Here is an 18553-nt window from a genome sequence, read left to right on the forward strand (position 1 = left end):
CTACCCCGCGTTGGCCGTCATCGCCCACCGGATGCCGCCGACCAGCACGTGCCCCGCCGAGCGGACCACCGTCGCCTCGACCGGCGGCAGGTACGGCAGCCACAGCGGACTCCGCGCCCACCGCGGCAGCATCGCGACCGCGGCCGCGGCCAGTGCCGTGTACGGCGCCCGCGCCAGCACCGGCAGCGGCGGCGTCAGCAACAGGAACCGCGCCGCATCCCGCGCCGCGGCCGTCCCGCCCAGCTCCGGCCGGTACGCCGCGAGCCGCTCAGCCAACTCCGCTTCCGTGCGCGGCGGGTCGACCACCCCGAGCTTCACCGCCACCTGCGCGGTGTCGGCGACGTACCCGTCGCGGCCCTCCTGATCCAGCGGCTGCGAGCCGTACAGCTGATGCGCCCGCAGGAAGCTGTCGGTCTCGGCGATGTGCACCCACTCCAACAGGTGCGGGTCACCGGCCTCGTAGGGGCGGCCGTCCGGCGCCGTCCCGCGCACCCGGCGGTGGATACCGCGCACCTTGTCGACCGCGCGCTGCGCGTCGTCGGCCGCGCCGAACGTCGTCACGGCGAGGAAGGTGCTCGTGCGGGCCAGCCGGCCCCACGGGTCGCCGCGGTAGTCGGAGTGCTCGGCCACCCCCGCCATCGCCAGCGGATGCAGCGACTGCAGCAGCAGCGCGCGCAGACCCCCGACGAACATCGACGCATCGGCATGTACCTGCCGGATCGGCCGGTCCTCGGGGAACCACCGCGGGCCTGGCGTCTCGTGGATCCGCGCTCGGTTCTCCGGGCCCTCGGGGCCGGCCACCATGCCGAACAGGGCGCTGCCCATCCGGGTGCGGATCGCGCCGAGGTCATAAGGGGTCATGCCCCCATTGTCCTTGCCCGGCGGCTCGCCTTTGGTGCCGAAAGAATTTGGTCACATCCGCCCACCGGGCGTACCGGGCAGCCATAAGCTGACGCCATGCGCGGCCGTCGTCGGGCAACGTGGGGGGCCATCGCCCGGCTGGCAGGTTGCTGCGTCCTCGCCGGGCTGCTCGCCGCTGCGTTGATGTTCCCGTTCGTCGGCGGTGCCGGATCCGTGCTGATGCGTGTATCCGCCTCTGCCACAGAGGAATCCACGCAACTGCTCGAAGGAGAGGTGCCGACGGTGTCCACTATGGTGGACGCGGCGGGCACTCCGATCGCGTGGCTGTACGAGCAGCGCCGCTGGGTGGTGCCCAGCAATCGCATCGCCAACACGATGAAGCTGGCGATCATCTCGATCGAGGACAAGCGCTTCACCGAACACAACGGCGTCGACTGGCAGGGCACCCTGACCGGCCTGTCCGGCTACCTGCAGGGTGACGGCAACACCCGCGGCGGGTCGACCATCGAGCAGCAGTACGTCAAGAACTTCAACCTCCTCGTCACCGCACAGACCGATGCCGAACGGCGCGCCGCGGTCGAGATCAGCCCCGCCCGCAAGCTGCGCGAGATCCGGGCCGCCCTCGACATGGACGCCGCGCTGCCCAAAGCCGAGATCCTGGCCCGCTACCTGAACCTGGTGTCGTTCGGCAACGGCGCGTTCGGCGTGCAGGACGCCGCGCGCACTTACTTCGGCATCAACGCCGCCGACCTGAACTGGCAGCAGGCCGCCCTGCTGGCCGGGATGGTGCGCTCCCCCAGCGCGCTGGATCCCTACACCCACCCCGAGGCCGCGCTGGAGCGGCGCAACGTCGTGCTCAACACGATGATCGCGAACCTGCCCGAGCAGGCCGAGGAACTCCGGCTCGCCAAGGCCCAGCCGCTCGGGGTGCTGCCGCAGCCCGATCCGCTGCCGCAGGGCTGCATCGCCGCCGGTGACCGCGCGTTCTTCTGCGAGTACGCGCTGCAGTACCTGGCGCGCGCGGGCCTGAGCAAGGACGATGTGGCCCGCAACGGCTACCTGATCAAGACCACCCTCGACCCCATGGTCCAGGACCGCGTCAAGAACGCCGTCGACGAGCTGGCCGACCCCACCGCCGACGGCGTCGCCAGCGTGATGAGCGTGATCCGGCCCGGCAGGGACGCCCACCACATCGTCGCGATGGCCGACAACCGCACCTACGGCCTCGACCTCAACGCCCGCCAGACCGTTCAGCCCCAGCCCTTCTCCCTCGTCGGTGACGGCGCCGGGTCGATCTTCAAGATCTTCACCACCGCCGCGGCGCTCGAGATGGGCCTGGGCATCAACGCCACCCTCGACGTGCCGCAGACCTTCCGCGGCACCGGCCTGGGCGACAGCAGCGAGCCGGGCTGCCCACCGAAGACGTGGTGCGTGAAGAACGCCTCGAACTACTCCGGGCAGATGAACGTCACCGACGCGCTGGCCAAGTCGCCCAACACCGCGTTCGCGAAACTGATCGCCCAGATCGGGGTTCCCCGCGCGGTGGACATGGCCGTCCGGCTCGGCCTGCGCTCCTACGCCGAGCCCGGAACCGCCCGCGCCTACGACCCCGGGAGCAACGAGAGCCTCGCCGACTGGGTCAAGCGGCAGAACCTCGGCTCCTTCACCCTCGGGCCGCTCGAGCTCAACGCGCTCGAACTGTCCAACGTGGCGGCGACGCTGGCCTCGGGGGGCATGTGGTGCCCGCCGAACCCGATCGACACGGTGTTCGGCCGCGACGGCCGCGAGGTGCCACTGGAGACCGCGCCGTGCGAGCAGGTGGTGCCCGAGGGGCTGGCCAACACGTTGGCCAATGCGCTGGGCAAGGACCACACCAGCGGCACCGCGGCGGGCGCCGCGGGATCGGCCGGCTGGGACCTGCCGATGTCCGGCAAGACCGGCACCACCGAATCGCATCGCTCCTCGGCGTTCCTCGGGTTCACCAATCAGTACGCGGCCGCGAACTACATCTTCGACGACTCCCCGAACCCGTCGGGGCTGTGCACGTCTCCGCTGCGCAAGTGCGGCAGCGGAAACCTCTACGGCGGAACCGAACCGGCCCGCACGTGGTTCACGGCGATGGAACCGATCGCCGACTACTTCGGTCCGGTCGCGATGCCGCCCACAGACCCGCGCTATGTGGACGGCGGACCCGGCAGCGAGGTACCCAGTGTGGTCGGACTCAAGCTCGACGCGGCACGAAAGAAGTTGACGGACGCAGGATTCCAGGTCGCTCCGGACCCGACCCCGGTGAACAGCTATTCGAGCAGGGGCACCGTCGTCGGCACCACGCCACGCGGCAAGACCATCCCCGGGTCCATCATCACGATCAACACCAGCAACGGCATTGCCCCGGCGCCGGTGTACCAGCCGCCTCCCCCCAGCGCCCCGGCCGCGCCGCCGCCACCCGACGCGCCACCCCCTCCGCCGCCGCCGAACGTCATCGAGATTCCCGGCCTGCCGCCGATCGTGCTGCCCTGGCCGGCACCCCCTCCGCCACCGCCGCCGCCCCCTCCCCCGCCTGCGTGACGGGTCACGACGTCTGTGTTGACACCCACCCTGATCGAGCGTGTACTGAATCTCTTACCAGCAGAACGGATATAACCATGTTCTCCGCCATCGAGTCCCGGCTGCTCGCGCTCCTCGAATCCGGCGCCAAGGCATCGCGTCAGGTGCTGACGGGCATTCGTTCCTCCACGAGCCGGGGAGCCGACTCCCGACGCGATGCCACGCACCTGCGTGACAAGGAGGCGTTCGTCGAGCGCGGCCGTGACACCAAACTGGAACACCAGATCCGTGCGGACAACGCCCCGAAGACAGCCGAGTGACGACACACACCGACACCCCGGCGCTGTCTCTGGGAGTTCTCGCCACCTCGCGCAAACCCGACGAACGCCGGCTGCCCATCCACCCCGACCACTTCGCACGCATCGACCCGTCGATCGCGGCGCGCATCTTCGTCGAACAGGGTTACGGCGCCCATTTCGGCGCCACCGACGACGCCCTCGCCGACCTGGTCGGCGGCATCCGGACCCGCGAGCAGCTGATCGCCGACTGCGACGTCATCCTGCTGCCCAAGGTCGAAGCAGAGGACCTTGCCGAATTCCGCGAGGGGCAGATCGTCTGGGGCTGGCCGCACCTGGTCCAGAATCCCGACGTCACTCAGGCCGCCATCGACCGGCGCTTGACAATGATCGCGTTCGAGTCGATGAACCACTGGAACTCCGATGGAAGCTTCGCGCTGCACGTCTTCCACAAGAACAACGAGATGGCCGGGTACTGCTCGGTGCTGCACGCCCTGCAACTCATCGGTGTCACCGGGAACTACGGCCGGCGCCTGAGCGCCGCGGTCATCGGGTTCGGCGCCACCGCGCGCGGCGCCGTCACCGCGCTCAATGCGCACGGCGTCGACGAGGTCCACGTGCTGACCAACCGCGACGTCGCCGCCGTCGCCGCCCCGATCCCCTCGGTGCAGCTCTTCCAGATGAGCCATGACGATGACGACCCGCCCGAGGCGACGTGGGTCGACACCCCCGATGACGGCGTGATCCCCGTGGCCCAGCTGCTCGCCGGCCACGACATCGCCGTCAACTGCGTGCTGCAGAACCCGAACAATCCGTTGATTTTCGCCACCGAGGCCGACCTGGCCGCATTCACCCCCGGCAGCGTGATCGTCGACGTGTCCTGCGATGCCGGGATGGGGTTCACCTGGGCCGAGCCCACCTCGTTCGCCGATCCACTTCGTCTGTTGCCCAACGGTATCCACTACTACGCCGTGGACCACAGCCCGTCCTACCTGTTCAACTCCGCGACGTGGGAGATCAGCGAGGCGCTGCTGCCGCACCTGGAGACGGTCCTCGGCGGCCCCACGGCGTGGGAGGACAGCACCACGGTTCAGCGCGCCGTGGAGATGCGCGACGGGGTGGTGCTGAACGAGGAGATCCTGTCGTTCCAGGGACGCGGCGCCGAGTATCCGCACCGTCCGACGGCGTCCCCCGCCGACTGAGCAGCCCTCAGGCCGCGGCCTGCCGGCGGGCGGCTGCCCTGGCGGCGCGGCGTCGCGGCCGCATCGGAGCGACCTGCGCCGACCGCCGAGGTTCGAAGAATCCGTCCGGGAAGGCCAGCCGGTGGATGATGCCCAGCGTCGAACCATATTGGTGCGCAAAGGACGCGGTGTTGTAGGGCAGACCGTACTTCTCGCAGAGGGGACGCACCCGCCCGGCGATCTCGGCCAGCCGGTTGCTCGGCAGGTCGGGGAACAGGTGGTGCTCGATCTGGTAGCAGAGGTTCCCGCTGGCGAACGCCAGGAAACGGCCGGCCTTGAAGTTGGCCGCCCCGAGCATCTGCCGCAGATACCACTCCGCCCGCGTCTCCGCCGTCAGGACGTCGGCGGTGAACTTCTGCGTCCCGTCGGGGAAGTGCCCGCAGAAGATCACCACGTACGTCCACAGGTTGCGCAGCAGATTGGCCACCGAGTTCGCCGCCAGGGTCCGGCGCCAGCGCCGCAGGCTCAGCAGCGGCCACAGCAGGTAGTCCTTGAAGCCCTGCCGAACGGCTTTGGCGCCCAGTGCTTTCATCTGCGCTCTCCACTCGTCCTTACCGCGCCGCATGTCGATACCGTGCAGCGCGATTCCCCACTCGAACGTGAGCGCCAGGAACAGGTTCTGCAGCGGCTGCAGCAGATGTTTGCGCTCCCACGGCTGATCCGGTGTCACCCGCATCACGCCGAACCCGATGTCGTCGTCCTCGCCGAGCACATTGCTGAACACATGGTGGCGGTAGTTGTGGGAGGACTTCCACTGCGACGACAGCGCGACCATGTCCCACTCCCAGGTGCTCGAGTGGATCTCGGGATCGTTCATCCAATCCCATTGGCCGTGCGACACGTTGTGGCCGATCTCCATGTTCTCGACGCTCTTGGCGAACCCGAGCGCCGCCGTTCCGGCGGCCCAGCCCAGCTTCGATCGGGTGCCGGCGAGGAGCACGCGTGAGGCGACGTCGAGTGTGCGCTGGAACAGGATGGTGCGACGGATGTACGCGGCGTCGCGCGCACCGAGCGATTCTTCGATGTCGGCGCGGATGTCGTCCAGTTCGCGCCCGAGGCTCTCGATGTCACGGGTGGACAGATGGGTATACGCGGCGACGTCCGTGATGGCGATGAGGTGTCCTTGCGTGGTCCGGCCGATGATGTGCAGCGGGACCCGATGTTTCGAGATCCGGAGCCGGGGTGCCACAGGCAACGCGCCGGCGTGTACTTCTAGTGTACGCGGCCGCCGAGGTACTCAGGTCCTGACGGAAGGCGGACCGTCCTGGCGCGGTGCCGGCGATGCTGCAGCGGTTCGCGCGCCACCTTCTGCTCCTTGAGCTGCCGGATCACATCGTGTTTGGCCTGGGCGATCGCGTAGGCGAGGTTCGCGTCCGTCGAGACGGCGATCAGCGGGGGAAGCTCGGGCACGACGGTGCGCAGCGTGACCCGCTGCTCGCGGCGGCCGCGGTCCTGCAGTGACACCTGGACGCTGACCTCGTCGATGTCCCACCTGCCGAGGTGGGGCCGCAGCGAGGACAGGTCCTTGCGCACGAGCGGTCTCTCCTTGGCGGCGAAGCCCGCCCCGACGTGGACGACAAGTTCGCTTGGGTCGTGCTGACGTTCCCTCATGGCTGCACTATCTCGTCGAGCAGATCGGCGAGCGGCACCGTCGCCAGCCCGATCGCGGCGTCACAGATGCCGTACGGGATCACCAGCGTGCCGGCGTGCACGAGTCCGCCGCAGGAGTAGACGACGTTGGGTACGTAGCCGTCCCGATCGTCGGCGGCCGGTGTCAGCAGCGGCCGTCGTAGCCGCCCGATCATCCGCGTGGGGTCCTGCAGATCGAGCAGGATCGCCCCGATGCTGTACGTGCGCATCGGTCCGACACCGTGCGTAAGCACAAGCCAACCCGCGTCGGTTTCGATGGGCGGACCGCAGTTTCCGAGCTGCACCGTCTCCCACGTCTCGATCGGCTGCTGGCACGGCGACGCCGTCGGCCACACGGCCAGATGGTCGGCGAAGGCGACGGTGTTGGTCTCCCGGTCGGACCGGGACATGGCGGCGAAGCGGCCGCCGATCCGCCGCGGGAACAGCGCCAGACCCTTGTTGGCCGCAGCGCGCCCGACGAGCGGCCCTGAGGTGAATGTCCGGAAATCCGTGGTCTCCAGCAGCTGCTGACTGATGTGCGAACCGCTGTAGGCGGTGTAGGTGGCGTAATAGGTGACAGCGCCGTCGTCGTGGATGAACCGGACGAACCGGGCATCCTCCACACCGGCCTGCTCGGCCTCCATGGACGGCCACAGCACACGCTCGGACAGAGTGACATCACGGGCGAAACGGACCGCGTACGAGCGTGCGGCGACCTCGCGCACCATGCCGATGGTTTCCTCGGCGTGGCCGCGGGTGCGCAGATGGGAGCGCAGACTGTCCAGCCGCTCGTCGAGATCGGACCGGGTGAAGAGCTCGCCGAGCGCGCCGAAGATGTAGTCCGATGCCTCGCCGGCACGGTCCCTGCTACTCAGTTCGGCGCGCAGCACCGCGGCGTCCATCAGCGTGGACTCGACACGTCCGGTGGACGCGAACGGCGCGGCCTCATCGATGGTGGCCGCACCTGTCGCGTCGACGACACCGGTGCGGAAGCCGATCGAGGACCGGTGCCCCTCCCCGATCCCGCGCACACTCATCACGAACCGCAGACTCCCCGGCGGCAATCCCGTCTGATCGGGATGGGCGACCATGCTCGGATTGCACAGAGCCGCCCCCTCTATGGCGTACTCATTGGTGAACGTCGCTCCCAGCAACATCATTCGCGCATCGCTGAGGGTGCGGGCGGGGTCGAGGCGGTCGGCGAGTTCCTCGGCGTGCCTGCGGAAGGTGCCGCGCAGATCGCGGTGTCGGGCATCGAAGCGGACGAGGATGTCGTCCATGCCCGCCTGGACTTCGCCGTCGGTGAGCGCGAGCAGCCGCGAGAGCACCACACCGGCGCGTGACTCTTGGCGCTCGAAGCCCTCCTGACCTGGGACGAACAGCCGGGTGATCACCCGTGCCGGGTCGGCGTCGACTCGCGTAGCGCTGCGGGTCGCGAGCTCGGCTCGCGCCGATGTCATTGCGGCACAGGCGAAAAACGACGCGCCTGCTGCATGGTCGACAAAGCGGCCAGCGTGGACTCCGCACCTTGGTTCAGGTTCACCCGGTCGCCATGCAGGCCATCGAAACCTCCCCCGGTGCTGGGGTCCCACATCGGCATGCCGAGGTCGTTGTCGCCCTCGAACCAGGCGGCCGCTGCGCGCAGGCCCTCAGGCCAGGCCGGCCGCGGATCAACGGTGGCGGCGCGGGCGCACGCGTCGGCCAGGCTCGCCACTTCGATCGGCTGCTGGTCGAATGCGGGCCGCCGGTCGCCGGGACCCCGCCCCGCGACGGGTGTCGGGGACAGATGACCGTCGACCGTCTCGAGGTCGAGCAGCCACTCCAGCAGGTCCAGGCCGCGGTCGAGCAGCGCCGGATCGTCGAGGGCGACACCGGTCGCGATCATCGCTTCGACGAGCGCGCCGTTCGCGTAGCGCAGACGTGGCTCGGGCCAACGCCATTCGGGATCCTGCGGGGCAGCCGGAATGGAGCGCGCGTAGTCGGTCAGCAGGGCGCGCGCGGCCGGGTGTCCGGGGGTGACGTCGAGGAGTTCGGCGGCGCCGATCGCGGCGAAGGCCATCGCCCGCGGATGGGGTGACCTGGTCTGGGCCGCCCGCTCGAACTGCACGGTCGCGAGCCGGCGCACGAGGCTCACATCGCTGTGCGCGGCGGCGGTACCCAATGCCCACACCATCCGGCCCCAGTGGTCGTCGGTGCCCGGCTGGTCCTGCCAGCGTCCCGCGCTGTCCATCCGGTTGCGACATCCGCCGTCATAGGACTGGGCGTCGTTGAGGAAACCCAGGGCCTTGCCGGCCAGCCCGTTCACCGGACCGCCTGACCCCGGCTCCCGGGTGGCGACGATGAGCACCCGGGCCATGTCGTCGACGCAGTATCCGTGCTCGCGACGCGGCTGGGTCAGCTTGGCGTGCTCGAACGTGGCACGGTGGTCGGTCATCCGCAGCAGGTGCGTGAACACCACCGCGGGCACCGGGCCGGTCACGCGGACGCCATCCGCGCGGCGACCAGGCGCTGCGCGACCTTGATGTAGGACCCGGCCACCACGGGCCACGCCATCGACGGGGCCAGCTCACGTGCTTCGGAGGCCATGGTGCCGGCAACCCGCGGGTCGGTGAGCAGCCGGCGCAGGGCGCGCACCAGCGCATCGGGATCGTCGTGGGCGACCAGAGTGCCCGCGCCGTTGCCGAGCAGTTCGACGGCGTGCGGGAACGCGGTTGCCACGATGGGTCGTCCGCTGGCGATCGAGTCGACGAGCACGCCGGAGGTGACCTGCTCCTTCGAGTCGTACGGCAGCACGACAACCGAGGCGGTCTGCATCAGCGCGGTCAGCGCCGCGGGTGTGCGGTAGGCCGCGTCGAAGGACACCGAATCCTCGACACCGAGACGTTTTGCTTGTGCGACAAGGCTTTCCCGGTAGGTATCACCGTGCAGGGCCAGCACCTTGGGGTGCGTGCGGCCCGCGACGAGGTATCGGGGCTGCTGGGCGAGATCCTTGAGCGAGACCATCGCATCGATGACCCGCTCGATGCCCTTGCCCGGCCCCAGCAGACCCCAGGACAGGAGGATCGGCCGGCCCGACCGCTTCGATGCGGCGACCGTGGGCAGCGCCGCCCCGTGCGGGATGGTCGCGACCTTGCGGTCGTTGACACGGAAGCCCGCGCGCAGCCGCAGGCGCGCGGTGTTCGACATGACGACCACCTGATCCGCGCGTGCCATCACCTCGTCCAGAACCGAACGTTGATGGGGCGTCGGCGTTGTCAGCACCGTGTGCACGATCACGATCGAGGACACCGTCAGGGCCTTCATGATCTCGATGACCTCGTCGCCGTCGGCGCCGCCGTAGATGCCGTACTCGTGCTGGATGATCGCGACATCGCGCCGGTTGAGCAGCTCCGCGGCCGCCGCGACGGAGGCCGCGGAGCCGTTGACGAGCTCTCCCACGACATCGGTGCTGGCCGAACGGGTGCCGTCGGAGATGCGCACGACGTTCACATCGACGCCCCGCGCGGACAACCCGTTGGCCAGAGCGGCGCTGAACGTCGCCAGACCGCAGACGGTCGGCGCGTACGTGCTCAGGATCCCGACGGTCGGCAGGAAGGGGAGGTTGTCGAGCCCGAAGGGGGCGATCAGCGGACTGATGGAGGTACGTACATTCACAAGATTCCCGACTGGGCTGTTGCCACCGGCGTGACCGGCGTGTGCGAAGACTCGGGAAGACCTATGCGAAAACGAGAGACGGTCCAAGCGGGACTGCTGGGTGGACCAGCTTTGACCAGTCTACGCCCTCGGGGCCTCTACGGGCCGCCGCGCCAGTGCTCGATGCGGCTGTGGTCGGGCAGGAAACCGTGCTGCATTCCCCACAGCACGGCCTGCGTCCGGCTCTCGACGCCCACTTTGCGGTACAGCGACCGGATGTAGGACTTCACGGTGTTGGGACTGAGGTAGGTCAGCCGCGCGACGTCGGCGTTGCTCTTTCCCTGGGTGATCAGCGCCAGGATCTCCGCCTCGCGGTCGGTGAGGCCCTCGCTGCGGCCGGGCCAGTCGTTGCCCGGAGCGGGACGCGTGCGCGGCGGTGTCTCGCTGACCACGGTCTGCCCTCGGTGCACTGCCTCCAGGGCCGCCACCAGGTCACGCGCAGGCAGTGTCTTCGACAGATATCCGTGAGCGCCACGCTCGCGCGCGCTCGCGACCAGGTCGGGATGAAAGTTCCACGTGTACACGACAACTCGGCGAGCGCACGGATTGGCGACCAGAACGCCGATCTCCTCGTGGTCCGACTCCGGTTGCGCGAAGCTGTCATACAGCGCGATGTCGACGGTGTCCTTGAGCGGCATCGAGGCGTCGAGTTCGGCGACGACCACGCGATCGCGATACGGCTCGAGCATGTTCGCCACGCCTTGCACGACGACGTCGTAGTCGTCGATGAGTGCCACCGTGATCGCCTCGGTCACGGCGCTGACATTACCCCCTTAGGGGTGTACCGCCACACCCCTGAGGGTGGTCGACTGACATCGGTCTGAACGGCCGAAAGTCCAACGGAAGGTTCGATCATGATCATTCTCGGCATCATTGCGGTGATCGCAGGTCTGCTGCTGAAGATCTCCATTCTCACCACCATCGGGGTCATCCTCGTCGTCGTCGGGGCCATCCTCGCGGTCCTCGGCTCCACTGGTCGCGCGGTCGGTGGCCGCCGGCACTACTTCTGACCCCCTGACCTGCGGCTGGTGACACCGGTCACAAACTGACGTTTGCGTAGACGGTGCCCTGGCTATTCGACTTCCACGAGAGGAGTTCAAAATGCCTACCTGGCAATGGATTTTGATCGCTGCAGCAATCATCGTGGTGATCGCTGTCGTGATCCTGGCTGTGCGTTCCGGCGGCGGCCGCAAACGCAGTGAAGAGCTCAAGCAACACTTCGGACCCGAGTACGACCGGGTGGTCCACCAGACCGGCGACCCGAAGGCCGCGGAGAAGGAACTCGCCGCTCGCGCTCGCAAGCGCGACAAGCTCGACATCGTCGCGCTGCCCCCCGTGGCACGCAACGACTTCGAAATGCGCTGGGCGCAGGTGCAAACCGACTTCGTCGACGACCCCGCTCGGGCCGTCGGCACTGCCGACCTGCTCGTCACCGAGGTCATGCGCCAGCGTGGCTACCCGGTCGACGACTTCGAACGGCAGGCGGCCGATATCTCCGTCGACCACCCGCACATCGTCGAGAACTACCGCGCCGCGCACAGCATCCACGATGCGCAGCAACGCGGCGAGATCGACACGGAACGGCAGCGGGAGGCCTTCGTGCACTACCGCGCGCTGTTCGAACGACTGCTCGACACCACTGACAACGACACCTCTAAGGAGGCACGGCATGACCACGCATGATCAGCACACCGACGCCTGGGCCAACCAGGCACCGCAGGGCCAGCCCCAGTACGCCACGGAGGGGCAGAACTACATCCCCGAAGATCAGGTCGCCCCGGTGCAGCACGACACCACCGCGACGCACGGCGCCGGTCCGCCGACCACGCCGATGGACCCGGAGGTCGCCGGCGTCGCACAGCAGCACGGGCAGCACGGGCAGCACACCGACGTGCAACGCACCGACATGCAGCAGGACGCGGCATCACCGCGCACCGACCACACGGAGCACACCCAGCGCGCCGAACGCTCCGGACATGAAAGCGACGTCGACGGAAAGCTTTTCGCCGACGACGAGCTCGCCGGGCTACGGGCACGCTGGGATGCCGTCCAGGCCGGTTTCGTCGACGATCCGAAGGATTGCGTGCAGAAGGCCGACGGCCTGGTCGCCGACCTCGTGCAGCAGCTCACCACCGGCTTCGGGCAGGCGCGCTCGCGCCTGGAGGAGCAGTGGGGCCGCGGTGAGCAGGCCTCGACCGAGGACCTGCGCGTCGCCCTGAAGCGCTACCGCAGCTTCTTCGAAAGGCTGCTCTCGGTCTGACTTTCTGACACGGCTGCGCTGGCGGCGGGTTGAGACCGGTCGTCAGCGCGGCCTGTCGTCGACTGTGGGGGTTGTGCACGTAGATCACCGATTTAGCGTGCACAAGCCCCACAGTCGGAGCCTCAATGAGTCAGTGGCTCACGCCCGGAAGGCCGAGCCCCGCTCCCGATCGAGATACGTGTCGGCCTTGTTGCGCAGGAAGAACACGTACACCACCAGCGACACCGCGATGCACACCGTGACGTAGCCGATGAACAGCGGCACCTGGCCATTCTCCTTGGCCGCCTGATAGATCAGTGGCGCCGTCCCGCCGAAGATCGAGTTCGCGAGCGCATACCCGACCCCGACGCCGAGCGCCCGCACATGCGCCGGGAACAACTCCGACTTCACCAGCGCGTTGATCGACGTGTATCCCGTCAGGATGATGTAGCTGACCGCGACGAGCGCGAAAGACGTGAGCGGTGAACGTGTCTCGGGCAGGTACGTGATGAGCACATAGGTCCACACCAGCCCGCCGATGCCGAAGAACACCAGCATCGGTTTGCGCCCGATCCGGTCACTGAGGATCCCGCCTAGCGGCTGCAGCAGCATCAGGAAGATCAGCCCCGTCAGGTTGATCCACGTCGCGGTCATACCCTCGCCCTTGTACGCGGTCTTGACGATCGCCGGCGCGTTGACGCTGTAGGTGTAGAACGCGACCGTGCCGCCCAGCGTGATCAGGAAGCACAGCAGCAGCGGCCGCCAGTACTGCGTGAACAGCGCCCGCACCGACCCCGCGCCCGGATCCTCCCCCGCCTTGGTCGCCTCGATGACCTCCTCGGACAGCGACTCGTCCATCGTGCGCCGCAGCCAGAACACCACCACCGCCGCCACGCCACCGACGGCGAACGCGATGCGCCAACCGAATTCGCGCAGCTGGTCGTCGTCGAGTGTGGTCTGCAGGATCAAGAGCGTGAACTGCGCCAGCACGTGCCCACCGACCAGCGTCACGTACTGGAACGACGAGAAGAAGCCGCGCCGCTCCCGCGTCGCCGCCTCCGACATGTACGTCGCCGACGTGCCGTACTCGCCGCCGGTCGCGAACCCCTGCACCAACCGCGCCACGATCAGGATGATCGGCGCCGCCATCCCGATCACTGCCTGCGACGGCACCAGCGCAATCACCAAGGAGCACAGCGCCATCAGCGACACGCTCACCGTCAGCGCCGCCCGGCGGCCCCGCCGGTCGGCGAACCGGCCGAAGAACCACGACCCCACAGGCCGCATCACGAACGTGATCGCGAAGATCGCGTACACGTACACCGTCGAGTTCTTCTCCGACTCGTCGAAGAACTGGCCCTCGAAATACGTTGCGAACACGGTGTAGACGTAGACGTCGTACCACTCGACGAGGTTGCCCGACGAGCCCCGGATCGTGTTCCAGATCGCCCGCCGTGTCTCGGCGGCGCTCGACCGCGGCACTGTCGTGGTGGTCATCGTTGCCCTCCCCCTGTGTCAGCCCGAACCGTACTCCAAAGCCGGCTCCGGATCGACACTCCTGCTGCTGGAAATCGTCAACTGATTCGGCTGCACGTCGTAGCGGGTGCCGTCGGCGGGATTCGACACGGTGAAGCCGCTGCCCGAGCGCTGCGCGTTCTGCAGTTCGAGGCTCGCACCGTCGCTGAGCCGCTCGCCCCGGTAGTAGTAGCTGTCGCCTGACTTGCACACCACCGCCAGCGACAGCGACGTGCGGATCGCCGCCGCCGGCTTGCTGCCCTCGTCGCAGCGCGCCGAATGTCCCACGAAGCCTTGGGAATCCGTGCCTGACACCCCCTTGATCGGCTTACCGCTCGCCGTCGAGGTGGTGGTCGTCGTCGACGTGGTCGTCTCCTCGGTGGACGTCGAGGTGTCCGCGGACGACGAAGACGACGACGTCGGTGGCGGCCCGGCGAGCCGCGACGTCGGCGCGGTGCCGCTGCCGCTGAACGCCAACACCAGCGCCAACACCACCGCCGCGGTCAGCAGTACGATCGTCGCCACCATCAGCGCCACCTGGCCCTGACTGAACCGCCGGGCGGGTCGCTGCGGACGCGGCGGCGGTGCCGGCGCATACGGCGGCGGGGTCGGAAAGGCCGCGGAGAACTGCCGCGTCGACGGCGGTGTTGCTGCGGGAGGGACCGGCGCCGCGCTGGGCGCGCGTTCGGCTGCCGCACCCGCCGCGCGGGCCAGGTCCCCGGCCGAGGTGTACCGGTCGGCCGGCGCCTTCGCCATGCCGCGGCCGACGACGTCGTCGAACGCCCGGGTGATGCCGCGCCGCATGATGCTCGGCCGCGGCGGCGCCGAGAACATGTGCGCGCTCATCACCTGGCGCACGTCGGCCGCCTCGAACGGGGCCCGGCCCGTCAAGGTCTCGTAGAGCAGGCACGCCAGCGAGTACACGTCCGACGCCGGCCCACCGCGATCACCGCTGAACCGCTCCGGCGCCATATAGGCGCACGACCCGACCACCAGCCCCGTCGACGTCACGGTCGCCTCGCCGCCGCCGTGCGCGATCCCGAAGTCGACCAGATAGGCGAAGTCGTCAGGCGTCAGCAGCACGTTCTCGGGCTTGATGTCGCGGTGCACCAGACCGTTGGCGTGCGCGGCGTCGAGCGCCGCGGCGACCTGCCGGATGATCGCCACCGCCCGCCGCGGCTGCAGCGCGCCGTCGGTGCGCAGCACCTGCTTGAGGCTCGCACCCTCCACCAGGCGCATGTCGATGTAGAGCACGCCGTCGATCTCGCCGAAGTCGTGCACCGGGATGACGTGCGGTTCCTGCAGCCTGGCCGCCACCCGCGACTCCCGCCGGAACCGCTCCTGGAAGGAGGGGTCGGCGGCCATCTCGGGCCGCAGCAGCTTGATCGCCACCATGCGCTCGCGCGAGGTGTCATAGGCGCGGTACACCTCGCCCATGCCCCCGACCCCGATCACCGACTGCAGCTCGTAGGGTCCGAACCGCGTGCCGACCTTCGGGGAGCTCACATCCAATCCTTTCCGTTCGTCGCCGGGCACGCCGCAAGGCTTCCCGCTCCGAGCGGCTCCCTAACTGCTGGTCAGCAACCGCGCAGCAATTCGCCCAGCTCGGCGTCGAAGCGATCGGCCAGATCCCACAGGTCGTCGACCAGTTGCGGGCACGAGATTATGCCGACGTTGAGGCGGTCGGCCACCGACATCACCGTGATGTTCAGCCCGGAGCCATGGAAGATCGGGCCGAGCGGATACAGCGCGGTCACCTCGGCACCGCAGCTGTACAGCGTCGTCGGCGGGCCGGCGACGTTGGAGATCACCACGTTGTGGATCGCCGTGCGTGTCAGCGGCGTGTGTGACATCACACCCAGCAGCCAGCCGTACATCCCCCGGGACAGCAGCTGCGCCAGGTCGATGAGCAGCGTCGGTCCGAGCGACCCGCTGTGTTCTTTGGCGCGCGTGTTCGACTTGGCGATCGCGTGCAGCCGCTCGAGCGCATCGGCGACATCGGTGTGCAGGTTGCTGAACATGCCGGAGAGCTGGTTGCGGCCCGGCCGCGTCGACTCGCCGTGCACCGACGCCGGCACCACCGCGATCAGTGGTTTGGCGGGCAGCTCGTCGCGGTCGGACAGATAGCCGCGCAGCGCTCCCGCGCACAGTGCCATCACCACGTCGTTGACCTTCACGCCGCACGCGTTCTTGACCTTCTTGACGTCGGCCAGATCGAGCTGCACCAGCGCGATCGAGCGCTCCGAGGTCAGTTCGTCGTTGAACCGCGTCCTCGGCGCCGCGAACGGCGCGGCCATCGCGGTGCCCGTCACCGCCCGGTTGACGGTCTTCGCGACCATCGCCGCGGTCTCCGGGACCACCCGGGTGAGCTGCCAGGGTCGGGTCACGAACCGCACGAGACCGTCGGCCGCGATCGCCCACGGCGGCGCGTCATCGGGACCCTCGACGGGAGCCGGCGGCGGCGCGTCGGGCTCCAGATCGCACAGAGTCTCCAGGAGGTTCGCCGCGGACACGCCGTCGACCGCGGCGTGGTGCACCTTGATCATCAACGCGAGCGGGCCACCGTCGTCCAGTGCGGCGCCGTCGATGCCCTCGATCACCCACATCTCCCACAGCGGCTTGCTGCGATCCAGCGGCACCGACGCGATGTGCCCGCACACCTCGGCGAGCTCCTTGCGCCCGCCGGGCGACGGCACCCCGATGCGGTTCAGATGCCGATCGAGGTCGAACGACTTGTCCGGCACCCACACCGGATGGTCGAGATTGAGTTGGTTGTCGCCGAGCTTGGCGCGCAGTTCGGGCAGCGCCTGGATCCGCTCGCCGGTGTCGTGGTGGAACCGCTCGAAGGTGAAGCCGCCGGGCACCGTCGACGTGTCGACCATGACGACCGAGCACACGTGCAGGGGCACGGTGGCCGATTCGCTGTACAGCAGACCCGCGTCCAGACCACCCAGCCGTTCCACCCCGCGGAGGTACCCCCTTCTACGGCGGCGTCAAACTCCCGGCGGATCGAACGCGATGACCTTCCCGCGGTTGATCGACACCCAGTTCCTGGCCTCCAGGTATGGGCGGAACGTCTCGGCGATCGCCAGCTGGTCGGCGGGGGTCTTCGGCCGCTGCAACTCGTAGAGGTGCGGGAACTCCGTCCACGCGACCAAGGCGTCCCACAGCCGCACCGCCGCCTCGCCCGTCGGCGGGTCGATCAGCACCGGCCCGAACAGGCACTGCCCGTCGGGGAAGAACAGGGTCGGCACCCCGTAGCCGTCGGCGTCGACGACGCGCTGGTGGTCGGCCATCACCTCGTCGCCGGTGGTCGGATCGGCGATCGCCTGATCGACCAGGCCCGGGTCGAAGCCGAGCTCCTGCAGCAGGTGTTGCGCGACGGCCTTCTCGTGCGGCTTGTGCCCCTCTTCGTGCAGCGCCCGCGCAGCGCGCTCGTACCAGGCGTCGACGTCGGCCATCGACTGCCGGCGCAGCAGCGCACCGATCCGCATCATCGACCACCCGTAGGACCATTCCCGCTCCCATGGGTGCTTCTTGCCCTCCTGGCGGTTGATCTCCTCGAGGCTGAAGAACCGCCAGTTCACGGTGAGGCCGGTCTGGTCGCGCACCTCGCGGATCCACCGCGACGTCTGATACGCGTAGGGGCACATCACGTCGAAGTGGAAGTCGACGGAGTCGGGTCGGTTCGTCACATCGTGAACCTCAGGTTGCGGGCGGCGCGGTCGCCGAGCGCGTCGTCGCCCTTCCACGTGACCCTGCCGGCGTCGATCTGGGCCTGTGGGTCGATCCGTCCCGACCCGAGCTGGATGAACGTGGTCGAGTCGGTGGTGACGACGACGTCCGGGTCGTCGAGCTGGTCGACCTTCTTCGCCTTCCCGTCGACGCGCACGTGCAGCTGCCGGATGACCGGCCCGGTCAGGTCGAACGTGACGCTCCTGCCGTCGGGCAGCCCGATCTTCTTGCCGACGATGTAGCCGATGGAGTTCTCGACCTGGTCGAGTGCCAGCTCGGCGGCGATGCCGCCGTCGTCGGAGGCACGGCCCAGCGCGGTGGTGACGTCGCGTTCGTGGACCCAGATGTCGAAGACGCGGATCGCCAGGAACCGGCCGAGCGTGCCGGGTCCGACGGGCATCCAGGACGGCCGGTCCATGTCCTCGGCCGTCATCGACGTCAGGTCGCGCCGGCGCAGATCGAACACCGTCCGCATCTTGTCGGGGTAGGGGGTGGGGTCGTCGACGAACTCGGCGGCCCGCTCGAACGGGGGCAGCTGCTCGACGGTGTCTGGCCACCAGCCGGCCAGCACGGCCTCGATGCTGACCACGTGGTCGAAGACTTGGCGCACCGTCCAGTCGGGGCACAGCGACTGCGCCTGCCAGTCGGCGTCGCTCAGGCCTTCGGCCAGGGCTTCCATCGCGGCGTAACAGTGTTCGGTGGCCTGGCGGATGTCATCCAGCGTGCGGGGTGCCATGTGTCTTCTTTAGCGTTGAGACTGCGTCCACGGCGGCGTTTCGGGTGAAATGTGCGCCACT

At 68.7% G+C, this 18553-nt stretch carries 18 protein-coding genes; 6 read left to right on the forward strand and 12 right to left on the reverse strand.

Annotated elements, in window-relative coordinates; genetic code table 11:
• Entirely contained in the window at positions 1 to 861 is an 861-nt protein-coding gene (locus MCHUDSM44219_RS04760; RefSeq protein WP_048417067.1) for an oxygenase MpaB family protein, read from the reverse strand.
• Positions 862 to 957: 96 nt separating this feature from the next.
• Between MCHUDSM44219_RS04760 and ponA2 the strand changes: the two genes are divergently transcribed.
• The 3 genes from ponA2 (at position 958) to MCHUDSM44219_RS04775 (ending at position 4906) form a co-directional block, all read left to right on the forward strand.
• Positions 958 to 3429, forward strand: coding sequence for a transglycosylase/D,D-transpeptidase PonA2 (gene ponA2, locus MCHUDSM44219_RS04765; protein WP_048417068.1), 2472 nt, complete (start codon positions 958 to 960; stop codon positions 3427 to 3429).
• A gap of 77 nt (positions 3430 to 3506) precedes the next feature.
• The gene (locus MCHUDSM44219_RS04770) at positions 3507 to 3728 is read left to right on the forward strand and encodes a hypothetical protein (RefSeq protein ID WP_048417069.1); all 222 of its coding nucleotides are present in this window, start codon (positions 3507 to 3509) and stop codon (positions 3726 to 3728) included.
• Entirely contained in the window at positions 3725 to 4906 is a 1182-nt protein-coding gene (locus MCHUDSM44219_RS04775) for a N(5)-(carboxyethyl)ornithine synthase (RefSeq protein ID WP_048417070.1), read from the forward strand. The genes MCHUDSM44219_RS04770 and MCHUDSM44219_RS04775 overlap by 4 nt, the downstream gene beginning before the upstream one ends.
• Positions 4907 to 4913: 7 nt before the next feature.
• On the opposite strand, the gene MCHUDSM44219_RS04780 is transcribed toward MCHUDSM44219_RS04775, so the two are convergent.
• From MCHUDSM44219_RS04780 to MCHUDSM44219_RS04805, 6 genes are all read right to left on the reverse strand, one after another.
• A complete protein-coding gene (locus MCHUDSM44219_RS04780; RefSeq protein ID WP_048417119.1) occupies positions 4914 to 6059 on the reverse strand; it encodes a fatty acid desaturase family protein in 1146 nt (381 codons plus the stop codon).
• A gap of 98 nt (positions 6060 to 6157) precedes the next feature.
• Positions 6158 to 6556, reverse strand: coding sequence for a hypothetical protein (locus MCHUDSM44219_RS04785; protein WP_053081191.1), 399 nt, complete (start codon positions 6554 to 6556; stop codon positions 6158 to 6160).
• Positions 6553 to 8034, reverse strand: coding sequence for a glycoside hydrolase family 130 protein (locus MCHUDSM44219_RS04790; protein ID WP_048417071.1), 1482 nt, complete (start codon positions 8032 to 8034; stop codon positions 6553 to 6555). Before MCHUDSM44219_RS04790 ends, MCHUDSM44219_RS04785 begins: the two co-directional genes overlap by 4 nt.
• The gene (locus MCHUDSM44219_RS04795; RefSeq protein WP_048417072.1) at positions 8031 to 9053 is read right to left on the reverse strand and encodes a hypothetical protein; all 1023 of its coding nucleotides are present in this window, start codon (positions 9051 to 9053) and stop codon (positions 8031 to 8033) included. The genes MCHUDSM44219_RS04790 and MCHUDSM44219_RS04795 overlap by 4 nt, the downstream gene beginning before the upstream one ends.
• Positions 9050 to 10165, reverse strand: coding sequence for a glycosyltransferase (locus MCHUDSM44219_RS04800; protein ID WP_053081192.1), 1116 nt, complete (start codon positions 10163 to 10165; stop codon positions 9050 to 9052). Before MCHUDSM44219_RS04800 ends, MCHUDSM44219_RS04795 begins: the two co-directional genes overlap by 4 nt.
• Positions 10166 to 10365: 200 nt before the next feature.
• The gene (locus MCHUDSM44219_RS04805) at positions 10366 to 11022 is read right to left on the reverse strand and encodes a LuxR C-terminal-related transcriptional regulator (RefSeq protein WP_048417073.1); all 657 of its coding nucleotides are present in this window, start codon (positions 11020 to 11022) and stop codon (positions 10366 to 10368) included.
• A 99-nt stretch (positions 11023 to 11121) separates the two neighbouring features.
• On the opposite strand from MCHUDSM44219_RS04805, the gene MCHUDSM44219_RS30230 reads away from it, so the two are divergent.
• The 3 genes from MCHUDSM44219_RS30230 to MCHUDSM44219_RS28750 all read left to right on the forward strand — a co-directional run bounded on the left by MCHUDSM44219_RS30230 (position 11122) and on the right by MCHUDSM44219_RS28750 (position 12527).
• On the forward strand, positions 11122 to 11277 hold the full coding sequence (locus MCHUDSM44219_RS30230) for a DUF6131 family protein (protein WP_165762037.1): 156 nt from the start codon (positions 11122 to 11124) through the stop codon (positions 11275 to 11277).
• 91 nt (positions 11278 to 11368) lie between these two features.
• Positions 11369 to 11950, forward strand: a complete 582-nt coding sequence (locus MCHUDSM44219_RS04810) for a hypothetical protein (protein ID WP_048417074.1) — start codon at positions 11369 to 11371, stop codon at positions 11948 to 11950.
• Entirely contained in the window at positions 11937 to 12527 is a 591-nt protein-coding gene (locus MCHUDSM44219_RS28750; protein ID WP_048417075.1) for a hypothetical protein, read from the forward strand. The genes MCHUDSM44219_RS04810 and MCHUDSM44219_RS28750 overlap by 14 nt, the downstream gene beginning before the upstream one ends.
• 138 nt (positions 12528 to 12665) lie before the next feature.
• On the opposite strand, the gene MCHUDSM44219_RS04820 is transcribed toward MCHUDSM44219_RS28750, so the two are convergent.
• The 5 genes from MCHUDSM44219_RS04820 to MCHUDSM44219_RS04840 all read right to left on the reverse strand — a co-directional run bounded on the left by MCHUDSM44219_RS04820 (position 12666) and on the right by MCHUDSM44219_RS04840 (position 18492).
• Positions 12666 to 14003, reverse strand: a complete 1338-nt coding sequence (locus tag MCHUDSM44219_RS04820; protein ID WP_048417076.1) for an MFS transporter — start codon at positions 14001 to 14003, stop codon at positions 12666 to 12668.
• An 18-nt stretch (positions 14004 to 14021) separates the two neighbouring features.
• Entirely contained in the window at positions 14022 to 15527 is a 1506-nt protein-coding gene (locus tag MCHUDSM44219_RS04825; protein WP_048417077.1) for a serine/threonine-protein kinase, read from the reverse strand.
• Positions 15528 to 15598: 71 nt separating this feature from the next.
• A complete protein-coding gene (locus MCHUDSM44219_RS04830; RefSeq protein ID WP_048417078.1) occupies positions 15599 to 16984 on the reverse strand; it encodes a WS/DGAT/MGAT family O-acyltransferase in 1386 nt (461 codons plus the stop codon).
• A 30-nt stretch (positions 16985 to 17014) separates the two neighbouring features.
• The gene (locus tag MCHUDSM44219_RS04835; RefSeq protein WP_048417079.1) at positions 17015 to 17716 is read right to left on the reverse strand and encodes a mycothiol-dependent nitroreductase Rv2466c family protein; all 702 of its coding nucleotides are present in this window, start codon (positions 17714 to 17716) and stop codon (positions 17015 to 17017) included.
• Positions 17713 to 18492, reverse strand: coding sequence for a maleylpyruvate isomerase family mycothiol-dependent enzyme (locus tag MCHUDSM44219_RS04840; protein ID WP_048417080.1), 780 nt, complete (start codon positions 18490 to 18492; stop codon positions 17713 to 17715). Before MCHUDSM44219_RS04840 ends, MCHUDSM44219_RS04835 begins: the two co-directional genes overlap by 4 nt.
• Positions 18493 to 18553 lie beyond the last annotated feature (61 nt).

The sequence above is a fragment of the Mycolicibacterium chubuense genome (assembly GCF_001044255.1).
Taxonomy (GTDB): Bacteria; Actinomycetota; Actinomycetes; order Mycobacteriales; family Mycobacteriaceae; genus Mycobacterium; species Mycobacterium chubuense.